18 protein-coding genes are annotated in these 21,395 nt (G+C 39.6%); 8 read left to right on the top strand and 10 right to left on the bottom strand.

Annotated elements, in window-relative coordinates:
* The 3 genes from sucA to E2R53_RS05560 all read right to left on the bottom strand — a co-directional run bounded on the left by sucA (position 1) and on the right by E2R53_RS05560 (position 6,272).
* A complete protein-coding gene (gene sucA / locus E2R53_RS05570) occupies positions 1–2,859 on the bottom strand; it encodes a 2-oxoglutarate dehydrogenase E1 component (RefSeq protein WP_133310762.1) in 2,859 nt (952 codons plus the stop codon).
* Positions 2,860–3,488: 629 nt separating this feature from the next.
* The gene (locus E2R53_RS05565; RefSeq protein WP_133310761.1) at positions 3,489–5,411 is read right to left on the bottom strand and encodes a nitric oxide reductase activation protein NorD; all 1,923 of its coding nucleotides are present in this window, start codon (positions 5,409–5,411) and stop codon (positions 3,489–3,491) included.
* Between the two features lie 12 nt (positions 5,412–5,423).
* Entirely contained in the window at positions 5,424–6,272 is an 849-nt protein-coding gene (locus E2R53_RS05560; protein WP_435796779.1) for an ATP-binding protein, read from the bottom strand.
* A gap of 370 nt (positions 6,273–6,642) precedes the next feature.
* Here E2R53_RS05560 and E2R53_RS05555 point away from each other — a divergent pair, with 370 nt between their 5' ends.
* From E2R53_RS05555 to E2R53_RS05545, 3 genes are read left to right on the top strand one after another with little or no spacing between them, the layout of a single operon-like run.
* On the top strand, positions 6,643–8,133 hold the full coding sequence (locus tag E2R53_RS05555; protein WP_133310759.1) for a spore germination protein: 1,491 nt from the start codon (positions 6,643–6,645) through the stop codon (positions 8,131–8,133).
* A 4-nt stretch (positions 8,134–8,137) separates the two neighbouring features.
* Complete coding sequence (locus E2R53_RS05550) at positions 8,138–9,259, top strand: GerAB/ArcD/ProY family transporter (protein ID WP_133310758.1); 1,122 nt, start codon at positions 8,138–8,140, stop codon at positions 9,257–9,259.
* Entirely contained in the window at positions 9,256–10,350 is a 1,095-nt protein-coding gene (locus E2R53_RS05545) for a Ger(x)C family spore germination protein (protein ID WP_133310757.1), read from the top strand. The genes E2R53_RS05550 and E2R53_RS05545 overlap by 4 nt, the downstream gene beginning before the upstream one ends.
* A gap of 30 nt (positions 10,351–10,380) precedes the next feature.
* Here E2R53_RS05545 and E2R53_RS05540 read toward each other — a convergent pair whose 3' ends face one another.
* The 4 genes from E2R53_RS05540 to E2R53_RS05525 all read right to left on the bottom strand — a co-directional run bounded on the left by E2R53_RS05540 (position 10,381) and on the right by E2R53_RS05525 (position 14,280).
* A complete protein-coding gene (locus E2R53_RS05540; RefSeq protein ID WP_133310756.1) occupies positions 10,381–10,680 on the bottom strand; it encodes an iron-sulfur cluster assembly accessory protein in 300 nt (99 codons plus the stop codon).
* A gap of 18 nt (positions 10,681–10,698) precedes the next feature.
* A complete protein-coding gene (locus E2R53_RS05535) occupies positions 10,699–11,709 on the bottom strand; it encodes an LLM class flavin-dependent oxidoreductase (RefSeq protein WP_133310755.1) in 1,011 nt (336 codons plus the stop codon).
* A 99-nt stretch (positions 11,710–11,808) separates the two neighbouring features.
* On the bottom strand, positions 11,809–12,813 hold the full coding sequence (locus tag E2R53_RS05530; protein WP_133310754.1) for an LLM class flavin-dependent oxidoreductase: 1,005 nt from the start codon (positions 12,811–12,813) through the stop codon (positions 11,809–11,811).
* Between the two features lie 27 nt (positions 12,814–12,840).
* The gene (locus E2R53_RS05525) at positions 12,841–14,280 is read right to left on the bottom strand and encodes a PLP-dependent aminotransferase family protein (protein ID WP_133310753.1); all 1,440 of its coding nucleotides are present in this window, start codon (positions 14,278–14,280) and stop codon (positions 12,841–12,843) included.
* Between the two features lie 142 nt (positions 14,281–14,422).
* Here E2R53_RS05525 and E2R53_RS05520 point away from each other — a divergent pair, with 142 nt between their 5' ends.
* Positions 14,423–14,623: a hypothetical protein gene (locus E2R53_RS05520; RefSeq protein ID WP_133310752.1), complete on the top strand. Its 201-nt coding sequence runs from the start codon at positions 14,423–14,425 to the stop codon at positions 14,621–14,623.
* 334 nt (positions 14,624–14,957) lie between these two features.
* Here the strand turns inward: E2R53_RS05520 and E2R53_RS05515 are convergent, their stop codons facing one another.
* A complete protein-coding gene (locus E2R53_RS05515) occupies positions 14,958–15,323 on the bottom strand; it encodes a winged helix-turn-helix transcriptional regulator (RefSeq protein ID WP_133310751.1) in 366 nt (121 codons plus the stop codon).
* Between the two features lie 215 nt (positions 15,324–15,538).
* Between E2R53_RS05515 and hxlA the strand changes: the two genes are divergently transcribed.
* From hxlA to E2R53_RS05500, 3 genes are all read left to right on the top strand, one after another.
* Complete coding sequence (gene hxlA, locus E2R53_RS05510) at positions 15,539–16,171, top strand: 3-hexulose-6-phosphate synthase (protein ID WP_133310750.1); 633 nt, start codon at positions 15,539–15,541, stop codon at positions 16,169–16,171.
* A gap of 4 nt (positions 16,172–16,175) precedes the next feature.
* Positions 16,176–16,736, top strand: coding sequence for a 6-phospho-3-hexuloisomerase (gene hxlB, locus E2R53_RS05505; protein WP_133310749.1), 561 nt, complete (start codon positions 16,176–16,178; stop codon positions 16,734–16,736).
* 69 nt (positions 16,737–16,805) lie between these two features.
* Positions 16,806–17,522 carry a 3-ketoacyl-ACP reductase gene (locus E2R53_RS05500; RefSeq protein WP_133310748.1) on the top strand — a complete coding sequence of 239 codons (717 nt, stop codon included), beginning with the start codon at positions 16,806–16,808 and terminating at the stop codon, positions 17,520–17,522.
* 37 nt (positions 17,523–17,559) lie between these two features.
* Here E2R53_RS05500 and E2R53_RS05495 read toward each other — a convergent pair whose 3' ends face one another.
* Positions 17,560–18,129, bottom strand: coding sequence for a YitT family protein (locus E2R53_RS05495; protein WP_133311172.1), 570 nt, complete (start codon positions 18,127–18,129; stop codon positions 17,560–17,562).
* A 133-nt stretch (positions 18,130–18,262) separates the two neighbouring features.
* A complete protein-coding gene (locus E2R53_RS05490; RefSeq protein ID WP_133310747.1) occupies positions 18,263–19,156 on the bottom strand; it encodes a VanW family protein in 894 nt (297 codons plus the stop codon).
* Between the two features lie 283 nt (positions 19,157–19,439).
* On the opposite strand from E2R53_RS05490, the gene E2R53_RS05485 reads away from it, so the two are divergent.
* Complete coding sequence (locus E2R53_RS05485) at positions 19,440–21,377, top strand: LTA synthase family protein (RefSeq protein ID WP_133310746.1); 1,938 nt, start codon at positions 19,440–19,442, stop codon at positions 21,375–21,377.
* The last annotated feature ends 18 nt before the right edge of the window (positions 21,378–21,395 follow it).

Genomic DNA, 21,395 nt, shown 5'->3' with positions numbered 1-21,395 from the left:
TCAAATTCTCCCTTCGTTTTTCCACGTCAATGCTTCTGTTACGATACGCTCTTGATCTTTTTTATGAACGTTTGGATCTCCCTCTGCTGTCGAAGATCTTCTTTTTCTTCCAATATAGTTCACTTTTACTTGAGCAGGTGCCACTTCACGGAGTTCTGGATCCATATATGTCCATGCACCCATGTTCATAGGTTCTTCTTGTACCCAGACGATTTCTTCAAGTGACTCGTAGCGTCCAAGAATCGCTGTAATTTCCTTTTTAGGGAATGGATATAATTCTTCCACACGTACTACGTGGATTTCTTTTACATCTTCTTCAAGAGATTTTAATTTATCTGTTAAATCCGTTGCGATTTTTCCGCTGCATAGAACGATGCGCTTCACATCCGCATAGTTCAGGCCAAGTCCAGGCTGTTCCACAACCGGGCGGAATTCCCCTTCGCTCAGTTCTTCAATAGAAGAAATAGTTTGCGCGTTTCGCAGAAGACTCTTTGGTGTCATAATTACAAGCGGACGCACTTCTTCACGTTTCAGAAGAGCTGCCTGTCTTCTTAAAATATGGAAATACTGAGCAGCGCTCGTTAAGTTTGCCACTGTCCAGTTGTTTTCAGCTGCAAGCTGAAGGTATCTCTCAAGTCTTGCGCTAGAATGCTCAGGCCCTTGTCCTTCATAACCATGAGGCAGAAGCATCACAAGTCCTGATTTTTGGCCCCATTTTGCACGTCCTGCTGCGATGAATTGATCAAAGAACACTTGTGCAGCGTTTGCAAAGTCGCCGTATTGAGCTTCCCAAAGCACGAGTGTTTCAGGTGCAAAGACGTTGTAGCCATATTCAAAGCCGAGAACGGATCCTTCAGATAAAGGACTGTTATGAACAGCAAACGAAACATTTGACTTAGATAGTGTATGCAGCGGCGAATAAACATTGCCTGTTTCACTATCGTGAAGCATTAAGTGTCTTTGAGAAAATGTGCCGCGTTCAGAATCCTGGCCGGACAGGCGAATTGGCGTGCCGTCTTCAAGGATCGTCGCGAATGCCAGCGTTTCTGCTAATGCCCAGTCTGCTTTTTCTTCACCGGCAAAGATATTGGCGCGTCTTTCAAGAATTCTCTTCAATTTATCAAAGACATTGAAGCCTTCAGGCCATTTCACAAGCTCATCATTAATTCTGAAGAGAGATTCTTTATCAACGGATGTTTTGATTTTCGGCAGTCCATTGATAACGATTTCAGGAAGCTCTATGTCATGTACCTGAGTTACTTTTTTCGACGGAACTTTTTGATAAGCTGCATCAAATTTATCTAAAGTCTGCTGATCAATTTCTGCAATCTTATCCTTGCTTAAATATCCTGCTTCTTCAAGCTGTGCAGCATAGAGTGCACGAACGGTCGGATGCTTGCGGACTTTTTCATAGAGCTGAGGCTGTGTCGTCGATGGCTCATCCATTTCATTGTGGCCAAAGCGACGGTAGCCGATTAAATCAATCAGGAAGTCACGGTTAAAGAGCTTGCGGTACTCTATTGCAATCATGACTGCAGCAAGACAAGCCTCTGGATCATCTGCATTTACGTGCACGATCGGGATTTCGTATCCTTTTGCAAGGTCACTTGCATATTTTGTAGAGCGCGAGTCTCTGCTTTCAGTAGTAAATCCTATCATGTTGTTGGCGATAATATGAATGGATCCGCCAGTCTGATAGCCTGTCAATGAATTTAAGTTTAATGTTTCAGCTACGATGCCCTCACCCGGGAATGCAGCATCCCCATGAATGATGATCGCCATTGATTCTTTTTCATCTTGTTTAGGATAGCCTGTTGTTTTGCGGTCATCCTGTGCAGCACGTGTGTATCCCATGACAATCGGGTCCACATACTCAAGGTGACTTGGGTTGTTTGCAAGAGTCAGCCTTGCACGCTTTGTGCTTTCGTCTGTTATTTGACGGTCAGCTCCAAGATGATACTTTACATCTCCGCTCCAGCCGTAGTTAATGCCTACAGATCCTTCAGAAGGAACGAGCTCCTTATTCGGAGAATGCTGAAATTCCGAGAAAATAATTTCATAAGGCTTGCCGAGAACATGTGCCAGCACATTTAAGCGTCCTCTGTGAGCCATACCAATGTTTACATTGTTTGTTCCTGCGTGAACCGCGTTTGAAATCAGTTCATCAAGCATTGGAACAAGCATGTCCAACCCCTCAATTGAAAAGCGTTTCTGCCCTACAAACGTGCGGTGCAAAAACTTCTCAAAACCTTCAACCTCAGAGAGACGGCGCAGAAGAGACGCGCGTTTTTCATTTGAATGACTTTTAAAGATTTCTCCGGATTCAACCATTTTCTTAAGCCAGTATTTCTCTTCAAAACGGTGTACGTGAGAGAATTCAAAAGCAATCGTTTTCGTATAAGCTTCTTTTAAATATTGAATGGCCTGTAATCCATTCGTAACTTCATCAGGTGCATCCGCACATAATATGGATGCAGGGATTTCTTCTAGGTCAGATTCTGTCAGCCCGTAATCCTTCAGCTGAAGAAACTCTTTTTGTTTGACACTTTCAAATGGATAAATTGAAGCGTTTAAATGTCCATAAGTTCGGATATCATCTGCAAGCTTGACTGCATAAGCAATCTTCTTCATTTTATCCGCGCTTGTTGCGTTTTGAACAGACGTTGCTGTGCCCGCTGATGTTTCATTGCTAACTTGGGCCTGCGGTACTGTGTCCCATCCTTCAAACATTTCTCTTAATTCTTCATCAACCGATTCTGGATCCTGCTGATATTGATCAAACAGCTCCAGTACATAGCCAAGGTTCGGTCCATGAAAATCCTCAAGTCGAATCTTGCGCTTAGTTGTAGTTCCTGACATCTTACATAACCCCCAGCAATGGTAGTGAATCTGATTAAATTTTTTAAAAAACAGATTCAAATGGATATTATTGTAATATACTATCCTATCTTTCTTAGAATGATAGGCTTGGATTAAAACGCTTCCATTTCCATTTTAACACTCCTTGCCCGTTTTATCAAAGGAGTATCATAAGAAAATTTAAAATAATACTGAAAAACAAAAATTAAAAATGAATTCAATGATCAAAAGAACCAAATTTATTATTTTTCAAGACATAAATCAGCCTCTTTTCATCTTGCAGCTGACAAATTTTTTTCTTTTTCTTGTAAATTCGATGTATTTTGATAAAAAATAATCCGAATAGAAAAGGGATCGTGCGCGGTTAATTCATATGTATTCCATGAAGCCTTTTCATTCCCGGGTTTACGAAAGAAAATTCTTTAGATTTGAGTATACTATGATAATTTTTAAGACCTTCGCAACGGATTCATTGGAGACTTGCCAAGCAGTCACTGTAAGCCTCTATTGCATCCGTTCATCAAACCTGCTCAGAACCGGAATGACATGTTTCAAATGATCTGCACCTCCATTTATATAGTAGCAAAAGAATGAAAGCGTTACAAAAAGAGTGCCTTAAAAAGACACTCTTACGCATGGATGCTTTTTTGCAGCAGTTTTTTCAGAATTGGAAACAGCACTTCTGGAAGCTTCTCAATGTCGGGAACCACAATGCTGAATTTACCGTAAATGTTTTGAATCGTTTTTTGCTGCCCCTCGTCAATTTCTCCATTTGCGAGGAAGATATTAATGACTTCAATTCCGCGTTTTCTTGCTTCGAGCACAGCCTCGTGTGTATCGATAATGCCGTTTTGCTCGTAGCCTGTTGCCGCAGGCTCCCCGTCTGAGAAGACCAGCATAAATTTTTGATTTTCACTGCGGTTTATAAGCTGCTTTGTCATATGGCGAATAGCATAGCCGTCGCGATTATCTTCTTCAGGCTCAAGCTGCAGAATTTCAGGTCCTCTTTTCTTCTGGAGAGAGCTTCCAAAATCGATGACCGTCTTAAAATGGTTGGGCTGTTTTGTTTCTGTTGCTTCATTTGTATCTTCCCAAAAACCGACGACCTGGTGAACGACGGAAACGGATTTCAGCGCCTCATGAAACAAGGTGATTCCAAGCTTTGTCTGCTCCATTTTGTCAAACATCGATGCTGAGCAATCGACAAGCAGGCAAAACGCAGCATCAATTTGCGCAGACGGCTGATTTTTTTTATAAAATAAACGCGGATTATCGTCTGTAAGGAGCTTCAGCAGTTTTTTGCTTAAGCGTCCGGTATGCAGATCGCTCCGCGGCGAAATCTTTTTATGCTCAAGCGTTTTTTCGATCATCTGCTTAAGCTTTTTTTGATATGGAACGATGGTTTCTCTTTTTTCCATGTAAGCGGCTTGATCCGATGCACTTGGCTTTTCGGGTGATACAAAGACAGGATAGGCAAATTTGTTTTCTTTTCCGAAAGCCTCACTGTCCCCGCGCTCTTGTTTGTTTTCAGCGTTTTCCATCGCTTCAAGCTTAGAATAATCATTTCTCGCCGTTTTCTTGGACGACCCCTGCACCATTCCTAGCGCCTGATCGCCGTCATCGCCTTCTCTGACACCTTCTCCAAGAAGGTCTGTTTTGCTTCCCTGCTCAAGGTCAAATTGAAGAAAACTCTTTGTCGCTTCACTTGTTTCCCTGTGCCAGGTCGGCAGTTTATCCTCATGGATGTCTTCATCTTCTTCTTTTTTCTGATCAAGAATATCATCATTTTTCAGCTTTGATTTTCGTTTCAAATCATCAAAGGTTAAACCTGATTCTGCTTCTGAGTAGTTTAATAATGGCAGATGAAAATACATATTCAGCATGTCATTCGGAAGAATGTCTTCAAGGACTTCTGAAATGTTTAAAACAATCTTGCCTATGTCATCCGAATTGCGGGCTTCATAGAGCTTCAGCAGTTCACCCTGCATAAATGGCACCGCGAGATCAATTGAATTTGTCAGCGCCGGAAACTCCTCAAGCGGTGATTCCGATGTTACTTTTAAATAAAATGCATTAAAGAGTGCATCCGTATAAATGCTTCTCTCTTGGTTGATCGTTAATTGGCTTTTAAAAAAACGTCTGTACATCGAGCGTCTGGCAGCAAACACCTTTGTTGTGCCGGGACGTTCATGCTTGCAGTGTTCCTCAAGCCGCAAATCCTCAAGCATGACAAACAGCTGCTTCGCAAAGCTTGAAACGTCAAGTTTCTGCACTTGGGATAAGAAAGCATCAACTGCAAGAAAATCCGTGTATTTATAGCTGCCGATGCTTCTTAAAAATACATCGCTTTTCAAGCCATTCACCATATCCTGGCGCGGCCGGTTATCCCAGAAGTGGCTGATGTACACTTTCTGAATGAACGGATCATAGTACGACTGCACGGCAAATTCAACCTCAGTCTCATCTTTTTTGGTAAGAGTCTTTGCCAAGTCGGAGAGCTCCATAAATAAAAACGAATCGACCCGCTTGTCATTAAATTTTATATATTTCATGACACGGCCCCTTTACACAAAAAGAGTTTCTGCAATATTTTGAATCGCTGCCTTTTCCCTGTCGTCTTCAAGTTTTTCAGTGATGCCGCGTGAGATAGCCCGTAGCGGCGGCATATAGACAGCTAAGTCACATGTATCGATAAGTGCTCTTACAGACGCAGCTTCTTCCGAAATTTGACCATTCTGCACCTGTGTGATCAGATCAGAAGAAAGAGTAACAAACTGGCTGATCAGCTTTTCATTTGTAAGCATAGATTGCGAGCGCAGTACGGCCTTTAGCTGTTCACCTTGAATATAAGGCACTTCAATCACAACGAAACGATTTTTGAGGGCTTCATTTAAAGGAACCGTACCTACGTATCCTTCATTAATAGCTGCAATCACACCAAAGCCGCTGCTTGCTTTGATTACCTCTCCTGTAAATGGATTCGTAATCATTTTACGGTAGTCCAGCACTCCATTTAAAATCGGCAATGTTTCGGGCTTCGCCATATTAATTTCATCTATATATAAGATATGGCCTTTTTTCATCGCATGAATGACAGGACCTTCAATAAATTCAATGCTCGTTTTCGAACCTTCCTGCGAGATGGTTTTGTAGCCAAGCAGTGCTTCAGCATCAAGATCCACGCTGCAATTTATGCTGTGCATCGGCTGGCCGAAAAGGTTTGACAGTGTCTCGGCAAGCTTTGTTTTACCCGATCCTGTAGGTCCTTTTAATAAAACATTTTTGCCTAATGATAAAGCAATCATGGCATCAAATAAAATCGCATCTTCTGAAGGCATGTACCCGCCTTTGCCGATCAGCATCGCATCTTCGCTGTTTTTAAATGTTTCCGATCTTTTTTTTATGTCTGACATTATATGATTCGGGAGGTTTAAAGCTTCTAATTGTGATTTCATAGTATGGTTTTCCCTTTCCTAGTACAATTTCTCTGACCAAGTATACTAGAAATCCGATGCTTACTCAAAGGTATTGATTGCTGTATACGTGTTCATGCCGATAATAAATAATGTAATTGATCTTTCAACTGCACACAGTGCTGAATTTTTAAACGCCTTTTTACAGTTAACATATAAAAGAAAAGAAAGAAGACCCTTAAATAAGCTCTTATTCCGTAAAAAAAATTAGAACTATATTGCGAATAAATAGAAGTATTACAGTGAACAATAAATGCATTACTGCCCATTAAACACGGCTAGTTCATTGATTTACAGGTGAGGGATGTTTATGTTTTGGAATAAGAAAAAAAAGGGTTTAGTGCAGCAAGAAAGCACGAAGCAAACACTGGCTCTGGAAAATCAGCCCTTATCTATAGAAGAGTTAAAAAAAACACTCGAAAATATGGATGACGCTGAAATTATTGAGCCTGAAAAAAATGACTTTCATAAGCTGACGCTGATCTATATAAGGACATTAATTGACCTAGAGCGTTTGAATGAAAGTATTATTGAACCACTTAAAAGATCAGCACAAGAGCAAGTATTAAAAAAGATGGCTGCATCAAAAATTACGGAAGTTACCTCTATCGCTGAAGCAAATAAACAGCTTTTTTCAGGGGCTGTTTTGATCTATGATCCTGCTAATAATGTTTGGGCCGCTATTCCTCTTAAAAACCCTCTAGGCAGACCAATAGAAACTTCAGAAACAGAGACAATTTTATATGGTGCTAAAGATAGTTTCAGTGAAAATATTGAAGATAATATTTCATTGATTCGACATAGGCTTCCAATTCCGAGATTAAAAACGGAAAAATTCACTGTTGGATCTTTAAGTCAGACCACCGCAGTCATCATGTACATAGAAGGCCTGACCAATCCTGAATTTATAGAGACTGCAAAAAAGAGGATTGAAGAAATTAATTTTGACCTTTTTTTTGACTCTTCTCAGCTGGCCGCATTTATGGAGGAGAGCACTAACAGTATCTTCCCCCAATTTCAGCAAACGGATCGGCCGGATGTTTGCGCTTATTCGCTAGGTCTAGGTAAAATTACGATTCTTTTAGACAATACTCCTTTTGTGCTTGTAGCACCGATCACTTTTTTTCACTTGTTTCAATCACCTGAGGATTATATAAATCGATGGCCAGTTGCCAGTTTTTTAAGATGCATTCGTTACTTAAGCTTTTTTATTTCAATTACTTTAATCCCTTTTTATGTTGCATTGACTACACATCATTATCAGATGATTCCTCTTCAACTTTTATTTGTTCTGATGGAATCAAGAACAAAACTGCCCTTTTCGCCTTTCTGGGAAGCCTTTCTAATGCTGATTATCTTGGAGATTATAAAAGAGGCAAGCTTACGAATGCCGACAAAATCCAGTCAAACCCTTGGTGTAATTGGGGGTATAGTCATTGGTCAAGCTTCCGTAGAAGCAGGCTTTGCCAGTAAAGTATTAATTGTCATGGTTGGAATATCAACGATTGCATCTTTTTTAATCCCAAATTATTTAATGACAAAAGCAAATTCACTGATCCAATTTAGCTTTCTGATTTTATCTTCTTTTTTTGGAATCTTTGGCATTGCGATTGGTTTGATCCTGCTTTTTGCCCACCTAAATGGACTAAACTCTTTAAAGGAACCCTATTTTTCACCGGTTGCCCCCTTCTATGGAAAGGATTGGAATGATCTATTCATACGAGGTCCGCTGACAAAAATGAAAGAGCGTCCTGAACATTTGCATCCTGTTCAGAAATGGAGATACAATCAAAGGAGATGAGATAATGAAATCTATTTCTCTATATGATCGAACGTATGCCTTTAACGGTGTGTACATTATGCTTATGACAAATAGGCTTCAGATGCTCTATTTCTTTATTATCTTGCCAATGTACTTGATTCACCCCTATATGATTTGGGGAATTATCGTGGTTGGCATTCTTTCACAGTTAAATTTGATTTTGTTGTCTAAATGGTTTCAATCTGAGTATTCTAAAAAAGGATATCAAGGATTTATCGAATTAATAGGCAAGCCCATGGTTCGATTTATTTCTGTCCTGGGATTGTTTTTCATTCTTTTAAAATTAATTGTAATCGTGCTAGGTTACGCAGAGATTGTAGAACAGTTTATCTTCCCTTCCATGAACAGCAAGTGGCTGATCCTTATGATTTTGCTCGTTTGCTTCTACGTTGCCTCGAAGGGAATGGAAAAAACCATTGGCTTTGCAGTGATTGCTTTTTTTTGTACAGCTTGGCTTATTCTCTTATTTTATATTTTTTTCCTGCCTACAAATGCTTCTGTTTACGACCTTTACCCTCTCATACCGTTTGACTGGCCGGACGGTTCATGGAAAAGTTTATTGTTGATTTGGTCATCTTTGTCAGGACCTGAATATTTAATCTGTTTAGCATCTTGGCTGAAGCCAAATCAGAACTTCCTTAAATATCTCTCTTTTGCAAATGCCATGACGATTCTGGAATACTTACTTATATTTATTGCTTCCTTACTGTTCTTCGGGGCAGATTATTTAAGCTTCAGTAAATTTCCTATTGTTCATATGGCACGATATCTTCAATTTCCCATCATTGAGAGAATCGATATCATTTTAATTTCAATCCTTTTATTTAACGCCATCTTTGCGGGAGCATTGTTTTTATTGTATTTTTATGGAGGCTTAAAAATTGCTGCTTCAAAATTGAATAAACAATCGAGCAAGGTCGGTTTTTACGCCTGTTTTATTATTATATTTATCTGTCTCTATCTTTCTGATGAATGGCTTAGTCAATTTGGAATGGAACAGAGCGTATTATTGAACATTCAAATTTGGTCAGGAGCTTTAACTTATTTACTTGTTCCGTCTTTCTTATTTTCAGCCATGAAACGAAAAGGACGTGAAAAGACATGAGTAAACTAAAAAAAAGGACTGCCTGCTTATCGGTTATCTTTATGATTCTATTAACCGGATGCAGTCCCTTTGTCGAGAACAATACGATCGAAGAGATAGCACCCGTTACTTTTTGGTCTGTCAGGTCTGGTGAAAGTGATCAAGTAATATTAAGCACATTAACCCCGCCCCTGATCAAAGAAAAGAAACGGGTCATTACGATGCAAGTGGACCTTTTAAAACAGGGCAGCAAAAATTTTAATTTGAATTATTACCGCGAAATAAAATCAGGACAAGTTCGAATGCTCATCATTTCTGAAGATTTCGCTAAAAAAGGTATTACCTTTTTAATTAATACTTTGCTTGCAGATCCTGATATTTCACAGCGCATCTATTTGGTAGTCGTAAATGGGAACTTTGATGAATATCTTCAAAATCAGCTGGAACAGGAAGAAAACATTGACTATTATCTCTACCGTATGCTAAAGCATTATGAGGAAAATGACCAAGGGGAAATCACAATTGCAAATTTGCATGAATTTAAAAATAAATTATATACACCATACTCCGATCCTATTCTGCCTGTATTTAAAATTGAGGATGACAATTTCGAATACGCTGGAACAGGTATTTTCAGAAATGACAAGCTTCTTTATACCCTCTCCTATTTAGAGGATCAAATCTATCAGCTGATTGATAACAATTACTATTTAAAATTCCTTCCGCTGTCATCTTTCTCTGCTGTACTTGGGCAGGTCCGCTCAGATGTGAAGATCAATCTGAACCCAAGCAGTGATATCCTTTCATTAAATGTTAATTTACATGCAAGACTTGATGAGTACAGAGGAGATAAAAACCTTTTCAATGAAAAAGAATTAACGACGCTTACTAATGAACTGGAAACATATTTTGAAAAACAGACAGAAGAATTAATCAAAACGCTGCAAGATTTAGAAGCAGATCCTATTGAAATAGGAAAACGCATTAAAACACCTTTTACTAAGCCGACTACTGAAAAAGAGTGGCTGCAAAAATGGAGGAAAATGAAAGTAGAAGTGAGCTATCAGCTTGATATCGAGCCTCTAACAAATATGAAAAATAAAAAAGAATGAAACCTTTTACGGTTTCATTCTTTTCATCATTTAATGTCTATGAGTGCCTTTTTGTGAGTTTGTGATGACAAATCCTGGATCAGGCACATAAAAATACTGAATCCATACGCCGTCTAAAAAGTCTTCACGCTGATCAAGCAGCACATCAATCTCTTTATCTGTCTTTACAATTTCATCATGCTCACTCGGTGTATCGAGCGCTATGTCATAATGAGCATGATCGCCGTGCATTTCAGTCACAACGACACGTATCATTTTACCTTCAGCTTCTTCCTTACTCAGCAGCTTTTTTAATTCTTTTGCAGCATTACGATTTATTTTGCAGTTCATGATCTCTTCCTCCAATGTTTACTTGAAAAGCTGTGAAACAATTTCAAATGAGCGCAAGCGTTCCTGATGATCATAGATTGAAGCATTGACCATAATTTCATCTGCACCTGTCTCATCTAAGAACTTCTCTAATTTGCCTTTAACAGTGCTTGCACTTCCTACAATTGATGAACCGAGCTGCTGATGAATAGCTGCTTTTTCATATGCTGTCCAAAGCTCTTCCATATTTTCAACAGGAGGCTGCATTTTGCCTGGACGATTGCGGACAAGGTTTAAAAATTGCTGCTGCATTGTCGTTGCCAGATAAGCTGCTCTCTCATCGCTGTCTGCAGCTACAACATTCGCACCTACCATAGCATAGGGTTCTTGAAGCACTTCAGATGGTTTAAAGCTGCTTCGGTAAAGCCGCATCGCTGGAATGGTATGCTCCGGTGAAAAATGGCTTGCAAATGCAAATGGCAATCCTAATCTTCCTGCAAGCTGAGCACTGTATCCGCTTGATCCAAGCAGCCAGATCGGCACGTTAAGGCCTTTACCAGGAACAGCACTAACATGTGATGATTCTGTTGGCTGAAAATACTCCATTAGCTCATCAAGCTGTTCTGGAAAATCTTCTCCATTGCTCATGTTTTCTCTGCGAAGAGCACGGGCTGTCAGCTGATCCGTACCAGGAGCTCGTCCCAGTCCAAGGTCAATCCTGCCCGGATAAATGGATTCAAGCGTTCCAAACTGTTCTGCAATTACTAAGGGAGCATGGTTTGGAAGCATGATTCCGCCTGAGCCAACGCGGATCTTCGACGTTCCTCCGGCAACATGTCCAATTAACACAGCTGTAGCCGAACTTGCGATGCCCTCCATGTTATGATGTTCTGCAAGCCAGAAACGGTTAAATCCCCATTTTTCCGTATGCTGAGCAAGGTCTAGTGTGTTTTTAAAAGCTTCACTTGGTGTACTGCCTTCAACAACTGGAGCAAGATCCAGAACAGACAATTTCACATCTTTTTTTAAATTTATACTTTCATTGGACATTTCTTTGTCCTCCTTCAACAATTACCTTATCTATAAGCAACGCTATTGTATCAAGTATTATTGATGAATGAAAACAAAACGACTTGGATGATAAGTGGATTAACTTTGCTTAAGTTCAAAGGCTTCAGCAAGAAGCTCATAAGATTTAAGTTTGTCTTCAAATCTGAAAAGATTGGAGATCACCATGCATTCATCTGTTTTATAATCTGCTCCGATTCGAAGCAATTCATTTTTCACTTTTTGAGGTGTGCCAATAATCATGCGATCTCGGTTTCTGTTTATTTTCTCTTTTTCATCAGGAGAAAAATCAATCTTTTTCACTTCTTCAGGTGAGGGGATTTTTGTATTTCCTCCCTTTTCCACATTTAAAAGCCATGCATCTTGGCTTAACGCCAGATATTCAGCCTTTTCTTCTGTTTCTGCACACACAACAAAAATACAAAAATTGGATTTAGGAGATGTTAATTGTTGTGTGGGCTGAAATTGTTCCAAGTAATCTTTCATAGCTTTTCTCCCGCTTGCAGGATTGATAAAATGTCCATAAGTAAATGCCAAACCATGTTCCGCTGCAGTCCTTGCTCCCCGATGTGAAACACCTAACAGCCACATTTCTGGAGATGTTTCCGACCCAGGCATTGCTAGTACTTTTGAATATGCATGATCCACTGGCAGCGACTGGCTTAAAAACCCTTGCAGATCCTGGAGCTGCCTTGGAAATTCATTTAAGCTCTTTCGTATTCCATCAGTCAGTGCAAGACGGGTTTCAGCACCACCACCGGGTGAACGTCCAATGCCTAAGTCAATTCGGTTTGGAAATAGAACTTCAAGCGTATTGAACGTTTCAGCAACTTTAAAAGGACTGTATTGCGGAAGCAGCACACCGCCAGATCCGACTTTGATCCGGCTTGTACTTGAGGCAATGTGAGATATTAATATTTCTGGAGCCGTACTTGCTAAACCATTTGTGTTATGATGCTCAGCAACCCAAAAACGAGTGTAGCCCAGCTCTTCGGCTGCTTTTGCTAATTGCAGGGTCTGCTTCAGGGCATTTCTTGCACTGGAACCTTCTGAAATAGGTGACTGATCTAGAATACTTAGCTTCATTGCCTTTTCTCCTCTTTTGCTGAATTCTTATTTTTGCAGAAGCAGCGCTTCTGAAAATGCAGCAATGGCAGTGTCGATTGATTGTTTGGCCGCTCGTCCAAATGTGAATCTGACAAAGCCCTTATTCGAACCAAGAGCACTTCCCGGGGTATATATCATCCCTTTATCTACTGATTGATTAAATAGTTTTTCATCATGATGTGCAGGTTTTATTCGGCACCATAAGTGAATACCGCCTTTTGGCACTGTATAATCCACCAGTCCGGGGAGATGCTTTTCAATAGCTGAAACCAGTATATCTCTCCTTTCTTTTAATTCAATTTTCAACTGATGAAGATGCGGATCAAAAAAATCAGATTTTAAAAACTCTCTTGCCAGCCAATCCGAAAAAATGCTTGATCCAAAATCGATTTGCTGTCTGGCATCTGCTAATCGTTCAATAATTTGTTTGGGAGCTAAAATCCAGCCGATTCTCATGCCTGAGGATACCATTTTTGACAGTGAGCTGATATAGATCACAATGCCATGTGAATCTTCCGATTTTAAGGTTGCTGCGCTTTCATTCTCAAAAGACAATAAGGAGTAAGGATCATCTTCAACGATTGGAATTCCAAACTCATATGCAGTACTGAGGGTTTTTTTTCTTCGTTCAGAATGAAGAACGGCACCAGTTGGATTTTGATATGCGGAACCTAGAAAAATCATCCGAATCCGGTGCTTCATATAGGCATCATGAATAGCTTGAGGATTTACGCCATTTTCATCCGCATCAAGCAATATTGTCTTAATGCCAAGAGATTTGAAAATAGGCAAAGAATATGTATATGAAGGATTTTCTATTGCAATTGCATCGCCAGGTTTCAATAAACATTGAATGATAAGGTGCAGAGCCTGCTGAGCTCCTGAAGTAATAAGGATGGATGATGGCGTACAATCTATTTTTTTATAGGTTTTCAGATGACCGGCTATTGTTTCCCGCAATTTCATATTCCCATGCGGATGATCATAGCTTAAGGGATGATCGAAATGCTGATTCTTTAATAAGTGCTGAAATTGTTCGTTTGGGAACAATTCCGGTGATAACTGCCCGGTAGCCAAATCAATCAGATTTTTATGATGGGTTTCTTCAGCGATCCGCTGAATGATCGGCACATTTGGCAAAAGTGTACCGGCTATGAGCATGCGGTTCCAGTTCGGCAACCGTCCGCTAGAATAGTCCTGATTAACTTCACCGACCAATGTACCGCTTCCCCTTTTGCTGATAATTAAACCTGATGCACTGAGTTCAGCATAGGCAGTTGCAACTGTGCTTCGGTTTACCCCTAAGTCCTCTGCCAACATTCGTTCAGAAGGCAGTTTGCTTAATGGAGGCAGTTCCCCGTTGCGAATCTGCTCTTCAAAATACTGAACGATCTGTTTATAAATTGGCTGCTCACTTAAACGGTCGGGCTTCCATTCTTTCGTCATAATTATCAGCTCCTTACATACATAATGGTGCAATTATAAAAGTGGATGGCATTAAAATATGAAAATTGGATGGCCCCATCTCCTGGAACACATGTAAAATGATTGTTAAGAGCGGGGATATTATACAAAAGGAGTCAATAAATTGTCTATTTGGATCAGTGTCATTATTATCTCTATTATTAGTTTAGTCGGGTTAATAATAACCATATTAATCGGACAGAATCAAGCAGTTGAGACTTACCGTGAATCAACGAAGGCCAGAATGAAGAATTTATCCGCTATATATATTGTCAGCATTGCTCTCGCTTTGATTTTACTCGTTGTATTTTTCGTGAATATATAATATAGGGAGAAGAAATGAATCCTGATCTTACTTCAAAATGGCTAAACCTATTAAATCATCATCATAAAGAGACGTTCCATCAAAAAAAGAGCAAGATCTCCGGCATTCGGAATCTTGCTCTTTCATATAGGCTGTGTTCGCATTGCTTGTTGTTATTTGTTATCAATGTTACCGTTTCTTTCCGCGGGGAGGACAGGAGCCTCTTCGGCTAAGCCACCCGAGTCTCCTCCTATTTCCCGCAGCAGTCAAGTTCCTTCCGCTGCAATCCACTAGGTTTACAACATTTTTTCTAAAAGCAACTTTACAAAATGAGCCTTCATATATAAATGTTCAATTACTTAATCGACTCACGTATCTCCGGTTTTTCTTCAGCGACATTCTCCATATAATTCTTGCCCCATTCGTACATGGCGTCAAGAATCGGCATCAGGGTTCTCCCCTGGTCCGTTAAAGAGTATTCCACTTTGGGAGGGACGACAGGATACACTTTGCGTTCAACGATTAAGTCTTCTTCTAGCTCGCGCAGCTGATTAACAAGCATACGCTGGGTAATTCCAGGCATAAGAGACTTTAATTCGCCAAAGCGCTTTGTTCCTTCTTTACCAAGATGCCATAAAATCAGCATTTTCCATTTACCGCCAATGACAGAAAGAGTCAATTCTTTTTCGCAATTAAACAGTTTTCCATCCATTCGAGACATTTCGATCACCTCCGTCCCTAGTATAACCTATAGTATACTTTTTATCACTATGTAAATTAAAAGTGCGTACTTTTATTTTATTGATATACATATTACAATAGCAATTGTGCTGGTGAGCAACAGCAATAAATAATTTACCGAACTACTTTCCATGCTGAGGGAAGATCGTTTTAGAGTGCAGCAAAAAACTAGATTTTTATAGGAGGAACTTATTCATGGAATTACAATTAGCTTTAGATTTAGTCGATATACCAGAAGGAATTAAACTGGTTAAAGAAGTTGAATCATTTATAGATGTCGTTGAGATTGGAACACCTGTCGTTATTAACGAAGGCCTTCGCGCTGTAAAGGAAATGAAAGAAGCATTTCCTAACTTAAAGGTGTTAGCTGATCTTAAAATCATGGATGCAGCAGGCTATGAAGTCATGAAAGCTTCTGAAGCTGGTGCTGATATCGTGACAATCCTTGGAGCAGCAGAAGATATGTCCATTAAAGGGGCTGTCGAAGAGGCTAAAAAACAAGGCAAGAAAATTCTTGTTGATATGATCGCTGTAAAAGACATCGCTGCCCGTGCGAAAGAGCTTGATGAGTTTGGCGTTGATTATATCTGTGTTCACACAGGCTACGACCTTCAGGCAGTAGGACAAAACTCTTTTGAAGATCTAAAAGCAATTAAAAGCGTTGTTAAAAATGCAAAAACAGCTGTAGCAGGCGGCATCAAATTAGAAACATTGCCTGAAGTGATTAAAGCACAGCCTGACCTGGTAATCGTCGGCGGCGGCATTACTGGCCAAGCTGATATCAAAGCGGCTGCATCCCAAATGCAAAAATTAATCAAACAAGGATAACTCCATGACGCAGACAACTCACTATTTTGCAAAAATTTTAAATGAGCTTGGACCTGCCGCTGATTTAATTTCTGACAGTGATTCAGAGAAATTAGTCGATGCCATTCTTAAATCTGAAAAAGTCTTTACGGCTGGGGCCGGAAGATCTGGATTTATGGGAAAATCATTTGCAATGAGAATGATGCATATGGGGATTGATGCATATGTCATCGGAGAAACCGTTACTGGAAACTTTGAAAAAGATGATATCTTAATTATCGGTTCAGGTTCAGGCGAAACAAAAAGCTTGATCCAGCTTGCAGAAAAAGCCAAAAGCATCGGCGGAACGATTGTGACAGTCACGATTAAACCAGAGTCGACTTTGGGAAAACTCGCAGACATCACCATTCAATTGCCTGGATCTCCTAAAGATCAATCAAACAGTGAAAAGAAAACCATCCAGCCGATGGGTTCCTTGTTCGAGCAGACTCTTCTTCTGTTCTATGATGCAATTATCTTAAGATTTATGGAGAAAAAAGGGTTAGATTCCGAAACGATGTACGGCAAGCATGCAAATCTAGAATAAAGGGAATAGATAATTAGACCGCGGATCAAATGCGGTCTAATTATCTATATTTTAATAGGAGTGATATATGTGGGTTCATTAAATGGAAAAACAGCCATCATTACCGGTGCCGGAAGAGGCATTGGACGAGCAGCTGCCATTGCACTTGCCAAGGAAGGTGTCAACATTGGACTGATTGGACTGACTTTGTCCAATCTCGAAAAAACAGCTGAGGAATTAAAGGAATTTGGTGTAAAAACAGCTGTTGCTGCAGCTGATGTTACACATCTTAATTCTGTTGAGCTTGCGGTAAATGACATTAAATCAGCATTAGGAAAGATTGATATCCTTATTAATAATGCTGGAATTGCTAAATTCGGAGGCTTTTTAGAGCTGACTCCCGAAGAATGGGAAAGCATTATCCGCGTAAACTTAATGGGAGTTTACAATGCTACAAGAGCCGTGCTTCCTGACATGATTGAAGGAAAAGCTGGCGATATTATTAACATCTCATCATCTGCCGGCCAAAAGGGTGCTCCAGTTACAAGTGCCTACAGCGCTTCAAAATTTGCAGTGCTTGGATTAACAGAATCCCTTATGCTGGAAGTAAGAAAGCATAATATTCGTGTCAGTGCCTTAACACCTAGCACAGTTGCAACTGATTTAGCGATTGAGACGAATCTGACTGACGGAAATCCTGAATCAGTCATGCAGCCTGAAGATTTAGCCGAATTCATGGTTGCTCAGCTAAAACTTAATTCACGCGTATTTGTGAAGACAGCAGGATTATGGTCAACAAATCCATAAAAACAGACAAGCAGATCCTTTTTTTGGGTCTGCTTTTTCAATGATCAGAGGGTTTCATAATTATGTGTGTGATCAATCCTATAATTCCAATTGTGACACATGAAAAGAAAAAGCTTCTGGGTCCCAGGGTTTTATACCCTGCGGCTGCTACAAGACCGTCAATGATTAAAATCGAAATCCCTATATTTACTTTTGTGCTGTCTGAAATAAGCCGCGCCAATAAATCCGTTCCCCCTGTGCTAGTATCATTTCTGAGCATAACTCCAATGCCAATTCCTATTAATCCTCCTCCTATCAGGGAACTTAAAAAAATCGGCAAAGAAAATTGAGTTCTCAAGGGATCCAGCAAATCAATAAAAAAAGCAGATATCAATAAACCGTGAATGCTGCTGTAAAAATAGACCGGTTTGAAAAACCAGGAAAAAAAACAAAGAGGCAAGCTTAAAAATAGAATGCATAATCCCGTTTTATAACCAAAATAGTAATGTAAAATCAAGGCTATTCCGTCAACTCCGCCATCAATTAAATGATGCGGAACTAAAAAGCCGTTGATGCCAATACTGATCAATAAGCTTCCTATTATAATCGCTGCTATTTTTTGAGTGATAATGATCACCTTGCCTAAGAAAAGATTCTTCTAACTATATGTCCAAGCAGTAGGATTCAGAAGTATCATTTTCATTAGGCAATTCCGTATTAAGAGCGATTTTTATGTAGCTTGCAACTCAAACGTTTTTCCTTTACCTTTTTTTGACGGGCAGCGTTCGAGGTTCTAATCTTTTTTCATAAGCAACTTCATTCGTAGAGTAGATGGTGACCATAATACTTGCTCCATAGACAGCTGCCCTGATCAGCACAGGCTCGCTGTATTTATTCGTGAACCTAAAATCAGGTCCATACCAGCTTACAGTTGCATCTCTTCCTGCTGGAACATAAGGAACTCTCCGGCTGTGGGAATATCTCTCGATTACTTTTAAACCTGCATTGTCAATAGCATTGAATAAAGTAGAAGAAACCTGGCAGATGCCCCCTCCTATCCCTTCAGAAAGTTCACCCCTGATGATGATTGGAGCTTTCAAATAGCCTCTTGCCGATGTGCGGTTGCCGACAACCCCGTTAAAGGAAAACGTCTCACCCGGAAAAACGACCCTATTATTGATTGCCTCTGCAGCAAGATGGATGTTTTTTGTACGCTGTATATTATTCTTATTAAAAAAAGTCACATAAGTTCCAATCCTTGCAGTGCGAATACTGTTCAGCAATTCTTTATCTACCCTTGGATACAATTTCACCTTTGGTGCTTCCATACGGGCGGCTCCGCTCCCGAAAAAGTACGCATGGAATTTTTCATTGAAGTTCTCACGATGCAATCTGTAGCCGGTTTTTTCCGGAATGATTTTACCGCTTTTGTCAATTTCAGCATTTACTGGCGCCTTAAACATTTGATTATCTACATGATTCATGAGTTTATTCAATTTTGTTTCATCAATCATGGATGTCTCCGGAATTATTAGCGCAGCATCATTCCGATTCATTTTTCCGATAACATGATTATTATGGGTAATCGTTAAGCTGTTATCAGGCTGGATTTGCTGTGAAAGCAGGAGAATGGCACCAATTAAGAAGAATTTCATTCATAATCACCCCCAACTTTACTATGTATTAGGGATAAGCTTTTTATGTAAATCGGCCGATGGTTTTCTTATGGAAAATAAGTCTAAAATGTATAAGATCATTTCATATATTTAAGAATGATTGAATAGTTGAAAAGTTGACTTTTTGCACCTGTTTGCGTTATTATTGCTCTTATCTTTTGCTGAACGATTACCTGTTTCAAAACAGTGTAAAGCGGCTATATATAATTGGTTAAGATTTAATTAAGATTAAAATTTAATAGATTACTAGAGGTGTTAAAAAATGAAAAGTGTATTTGCTAAGAGTTTTCTGAATAAGCATCTTGGCTTTTTTCTGTTCGCAGTCGTACTGCTATGGATAAAAACCTATGCTGCTTATCAAACCGAACTTAATTTAGGAATTGATAATTCTATTCAGCAGTTTTTGCTGTTCATTAACCCGATAAGCTCTGCAGTGCTGTTTTTAGGATTAGCTTTATTTGCTAAAGGAAGAAAAGCATTTATTTGGATGATCGTTATTGATTTCCTTCTTTCTTTCTTATTATATGCAAATCTTGTGTACTATCGTTTTTTCAATGATTTTATTACAGTGCCAACCTTGACACAGACTAAAAATGCCGGTGACCTTGGACAAAGTCTCGGTGCTTTGGTTAAACCATATGATGTTCTTTACTTCCTGGATGTCATCATTTTAATGGTTCTTGTATTTGGTAAATTCGTTAAGCCGGAAAATGTAAGAATGAAAGGCAAACGAGTTTCGGCAGTTCTGATTTCAGCGGTCATGCTTTTCGGTGCAAACCTTGCTTTGGCGGAAATGGACCGTCCGCAATTATTAACACGCACCTTTGACCGCAATTACCTTGTTAAATATTTAGGCATGTATAATTACACGATTTATGATGCGATTCAAAGCTCAAAGTCATCTGCTCAGCGCGCTTTAGCTGACAGCAACGATGTAACAGAAGTTGTAAACTACACGAAAGCAACACACGCTGAACCTAATCCGGAATACTTCGGTAAAGCAAAAGGCATGAATGTTATTTATATTTCACTTGAATCACTTCAGACATTTGCTATTGATTACAAAATTAACGGCGAAGAAGTTACACCGTTCTTGAATTCATTGACAGAAGATAAGAATACGCTCTACTTTGATAATTTCTTCCATCAGACAGGTCAAGGTAAAACGTCTGATGCTGAGTTTATGGTTGAAAACTCTTTGTTCCCTCTTCCACAGGGAGCTGTATTTACAACGAAAGCAGAAAACACGTATCAGGCAGCACCGGCTATTCTTGATCAAAAGGGATACTCAACAGCTGTTTTACACGGCAACTATAAATCTTTCTGGAACCGTGATGTGATGTATAAGTCACTGGGCTACGAGCAATTTTTTGATGCAGCCTATTATTCAATGAAAGATGAAGATGTTGTGAACTATGGCCTTAAAGATAAACCATTCTTTAAAGAGTCGATTCCGCTTCTTCAATCTATGGAGCAGCCTTTTTATACAAAATTCATATCATTAACGAATCACTTCCCTTATCCAATTGATGAGGAAGAAGCTACTATTGATCCTCATACAACAGGTGATGGTTCAGTAGACCGTTATTTCCAGACGGCTCGTTACATGGATGAGTCTTTGAAGCAGTTTTTCGATGATCTGAAAAAGTCAGGTCTATATGATAATACAATGATCGTTATGTATGGTGATCATTACGGAATTTCGGAAAATCACAACAAAGCGATGTCTCAGGTAATGGGCAAAGAGATTAACGGGTTTGAACATGCTCAGCTGCAGCGAACTCCACTGTTCATTCATGCACCAGGCCTTGAAGGCGGACAACAGCACCAGTTCGGCGGGCAAGTTGATATCCGCCCTACTCTCCTTCACCTGCTTGGCATTGATACAAAAGAGTATGTCCAAATGGGTACGGATTTATTATCAAAGGACCACCAGCAAGTGGTGCCTTTTAGAAACGGTGACTTCGTAACACCTAATTTCACTTCAGTTGACGGCAAATTCTATGATACGGCTACTGGAGAAACGGTAGAGGAAAACGAAGACATTAAACAAACAGAAGAAATGGTCGATAAAAAGCTGAACCTTTCAGACCAGATTGTATATGGAGATCTCTTGCGTTTTTATACACCTAAAGGATTTGAGCCTGTAGATCCAACAAAGTACCGTTACATGGGTCCTGAAGAAACAGAAGAAAAATAAGCAAAAGCAGATGAGACT

The sequence above is a fragment of the Peribacillus frigoritolerans genome, from assembly GCF_004358755.1.
In the GTDB taxonomy this organism is placed as follows: Bacteria; Bacillota; Bacilli; order Bacillales; family Bacillaceae; genus Bacillus_P.
The sequence above is the reverse complement of the archived record's forward strand: the minus strand, read 5'-3'. Positions and strand labels throughout refer to the sequence as shown.